We start from the raw sequence: 3,926 nt of genomic DNA on the forward strand, positions 1-3,926 counted from the left end.
CCACCGTGCTCAATGGCGGCGAGCTGTCGGACCGCAAAGGCGTGAACGTACCGCAAGCGGTGCTCGACCTGAGCCCGCTGACCGCCAAGGATCGCCGCGACTTGACCTTCGGTCTGCAGCTGGGTGTGGACTGGGTGGCGCTGTCGTTCGTGCAACGTCCCGATGACATCCGCGAAGCCCGCTCCCTGATCGGCGACAAGGCGTTCCTGATGGCCAAGATCGAGAAGCCCTCGGCCGTCGAACAACTGCGCGAGATCGCCGAATTGAGCGACGCGATCATGGTCGCCCGTGGTGACTTGGGTGTGGAAGTGCCGGCCGAAAGCGTGCCGCAGATCCAGAAGAACATCATCAGCACCTGCCGCCAGCTCGGCAAGCCGGTGGTGGTGGCGACGCAGATGCTGGAGTCGATGCGCTTCTCACCGGCGCCAACCCGCGCGGAAGTCACCGATGTCGCTAACGCGGTGGCCGAAGGTGCGGATGCGGTGATGCTGTCGGCGGAAACCGCGTCCGGCGAATACCCGCTCGAAGCCGTACAGATGATGAGCAAGATCATCCGCCAGGTGGAAAACGGTCCGGACTATCAGACTCAACTCGACGTCAGCCGACCGAAAGCCGAGGCGACCGTTTCCGACGCGATCAGCTGCGCCATTCGCMGCATCAGTAACGTTTTGCCGGTGGCGGTGCTGGTCAACTACAGCGAGTCCGGCGCGTCGAGCCTGCGCGCGGCGCGGGAGCGGCCGACGGTGCCGATCCTCAACCTGACACCGAACCTGCAGACCGCCCGTCGCCTGAGCGTGGCGTGGGGCGTGCACTCGGTAGTCAACGATCGCCTGCGGCAGGTCGATGAAGTCTGCTCCACGGCACTGGAGATCGCCCAGGCCCAGGGCATGGCGCAGCGTGGCGACACACTGTTGATCACAGCAGGTGTGCCGTTTGGGCAACCGGGGTCGACTAACTCTTTGCGTATCGAGACATTGATCTAGCGCCTGTACCGGCCTCATCGCGAGCAAGCTCGCTCCCACAGTTGATTTGTGTACGACACAAATACAATAACTGAGCAAAGACTCAATGTGGGAGTGAGCTTGCTCGCGATCAGCCGGGGTCGCGCTCGACCAACTCGGTCCCACTGACTTTCAGAACTGCCATGCCTGCCAACCATTTCAACACCCACTGCCCCGACTGGGCCGAAGCATTGCTCAACGGCTTCAGCCAGATCTTTCTCCAGCGCAATCCGCTGTGCGGTCTGCTGTGCGTCCTGGCCATTTTGTTCACTGCGCCCGCCTTGCTCGGCGGCGCCTTGCTCGGAGGTGTCGCCGGGCTGTTCACCGCGCAACGCCGCAACTATGCCAAGGCTGATCGTCAGGCCGGGTTGTTCAGCTACAACGGCGTCCTGCTCGGACTGTTACTGAGCCTGTATTTCCCCTGGTCGGCGATGATGCCGCCACTGATTCTGGCCGCCGGAGGCCTGAGCGCGATGGTCACCCAGCAGTGGCTCAAGCGCGTCCGGTTCAGCCAATGCCTGCCCGCCTACACCGCGCCCTTCGTCGGGCTGGGCTGGTTGCTGCTGTGTTTCGCCACGCCCTCGACAGAGGCGCACTTGATCGAAGTCAGCACCCTGAACATGCTCGCCGCCCCCCTCAAAGGCATTGGCCAGGTGATGTTCCTCGGTCATCCGCTGGCCGGTGCGATGATTGCCGCCGGTTTGCTGATCGCTGATCGCCGCGCATTCTGTTGGGCAGTGCTGGCGTCTGTCGCGGGCATGGGCTGGAGCCTGCTGCACCACGACTTCTACACCGCACTGCTCGGCCTCGGTGGCTATAACGCCGTACTCGCCGCCCTCGCCTTCAGCTCGCAGCGTCGCCAACCGTGGCTGCCGCTGGTTGGCATTGGCCTGGCGCTGTTGCTGACGCCGGTGTTTGCCGCCATCGGTCTGCCAACGCTGACCGCTCCGTTCATTCTTGCCTGCTGGCTGATCCGCAGCGTCGTGCAAATGCTCGGCAAAGCCACGGTCGAAAGCGCGCCTTGCGCTCCCGGGGAGAATCAACCTAGGCTGCGCTGATTTGCGGCCAAGGCGATGTGCATGAACAGCAACGACACGTGGCGTAATCGCCTGTACGTGATTATTTTCCAGACCGACACCGTCGCCGGGCGACGCTTCGACACCAGCCTGTTGCTGATCATCCTCGCCAGCCTGGTGGTGGTGATTCTGGACAGCATCGATGACGTCCACCAGAACTACGCCAACCTGCTTGCGTACATCGAGTGGGGCTTCACGATAATTTTCCTGGGCGAGTACATCCTGCGCCTGTACTGCTCGCCCAAACCGCTGCACTACGCGTTCAGCTTCTATGGTCTGGTGGATCTACTGGCCATCGTGCCCGGCATCCTCGCGCTGTATTACAGCGATGCCCAGTACCTGCTGATCATCCGGGTCATCCGGATGCTGCGGATCTTCCGCGTGCTCAAGCTCGGTCCGTATCTCAAGCAAGCCCATTACCTGCTCGATGCCCTGCGCGGCAGCAAACAGAAAATCCTCGTGTTCCTGCTCAGCGTCTGCACGCTGGTCATCGTGTTCGGCACCCTGATGTATGTGGTCGAAGGCCCGCAACATGGCTTCACCAGCATTCCCAAGGGCATTTACTGGGCTATCGTGACGTTGACCACCGTCGGTTACGGCGACATTGTGCCCAAGACCRCACTGGGCCAGGTCATCTCGTCGATGGTGATGATCACCGGTTACTCGATCATCGCCGTGCCCACCGGGATCTTCACCGCCGAACTGGCCACGGCCATGCGTGGCGGCCAACTGCAGCACGACTGCCCGGTGTGTGCGAAAAACAGCCACGAACCCGAGGCGTCGTTCTGCTCGCGTTGCGGCAACGCACTGTTTAAGAAACAGGAATAAGCAAAGTGCTTTTTAATCTTTAAGGGACTAAACGAGCCCGGCTATAGTCGCTGGCAAATTGCCCCACTTTTAATAGAACAAGGAATTCGCAGTGAAAAAACTCTTTGGCGCCTCGCTTCTCGCCGCAGGCCTGGCCCTGGGCAACATCGCCCAGGCTGCACCGACCCTGCTCAACGTTTCCTACGACGTGATGCGCGATTTCTACAAGGACTACAACACTGCGTTCCAGAAACACTGGCAAGCCGAGCACAACGAGAACATTACCCTGCAGATGTCCTTCGGCGGCTCCAGCAAACAGGCGCGCTCCGTCATCGACGGCCTGCCGGCTGACGTGATCACCATGAACATGGCCACCGACATCAACGCCCTGGCGGACAACGGCAAACTGGTGCCGGACAACTGGGTCACGCGCCTGCCGAACAACAGCGCGCCGTTCACCTCCGCCACCGTGTTCATCGTGCGCAAGGGCAACCCGAAAGCCCTGAAAGACTGGCCGGACCTGCTCAAGGACGGCGTACAGGTCATTGTCCCGAACCCGAAAACCTCCGGTAACGGTCGCTACACCTACCTTTCGGCCTGGGGCTACGTGCTGAAAAACGGCGGCGACGAGAACAAGGCCAAAGACTTCGTCGGCAAGCTGTTCAAGCAAGCGCCGGTACTCGACACCGGTGGCCGTGCCGCTACCACCACCTTCATGACCAACCAGATCGGCGACGTGCTGGTGACCTTCGAGAACGAAGCGGAAATGATCGCCCGCGAGTTCGGCCGTGATCAGTTCGAAGTCATCTACCCAAGCGTCTCCGCCGAAGCCGAGCCACCGGTGTCGGTGGTCGACAAGACCGTCGACAAGAAAGGCACCCGCGCCGCCGCCGAGGAATACCTGAAATATCTGTGGTCACCGCAAGGGCAAGAGATTGCGGCGGCGAACTACCTGCGCCCGCGTGACCCGGCCGTGCTGGCCAAGTACACCGACCGCTTCCCGAAAGTGGACTTCCTGTCGGTCGAGAAGACCTTCGGTGAC

At 61.4% G+C, this 3,926-nt stretch carries 4 protein-coding genes; all 4 read left to right on the forward strand.

Features of this window, described 5'->3' with window-relative positions; translation table 11 throughout:
* A partial coding sequence (gene pyk, locus ACXRVY_RS19450) for a pyruvate kinase (RefSeq protein ID WP_458238017.1) occupies positions 1 to 983 on the forward strand: 983 nt, incomplete at its 5' end.
* 161 nt (positions 984 to 1,144) lie between these two features.
* Positions 1,145 to 2,059 carry an urea transporter gene (locus ACXRVY_RS19455; RefSeq protein ID WP_223461444.1) on the forward strand — a complete coding sequence of 305 codons (915 nt, stop codon included), beginning with the start codon at positions 1,145 to 1,147 and terminating at the stop codon, positions 2,057 to 2,059.
* 21 nt (positions 2,060 to 2,080) lie between these two features.
* Complete coding sequence (locus tag ACXRVY_RS19460; protein WP_458238018.1) at positions 2,081 to 2,905, forward strand: ion transporter; 825 nt, start codon at positions 2,081 to 2,083, stop codon at positions 2,903 to 2,905.
* A 91-nt stretch (positions 2,906 to 2,996) separates the two neighbouring features.
* On the forward strand, positions 2,997 to 3,926 hold a 930-nt coding region (locus ACXRVY_RS19465), incomplete at its 3' end, for a sulfate ABC transporter substrate-binding protein (protein WP_458238019.1).

The organism is Pseudomonas sp. P5_A2_2 (assembly GCF_054177685.1).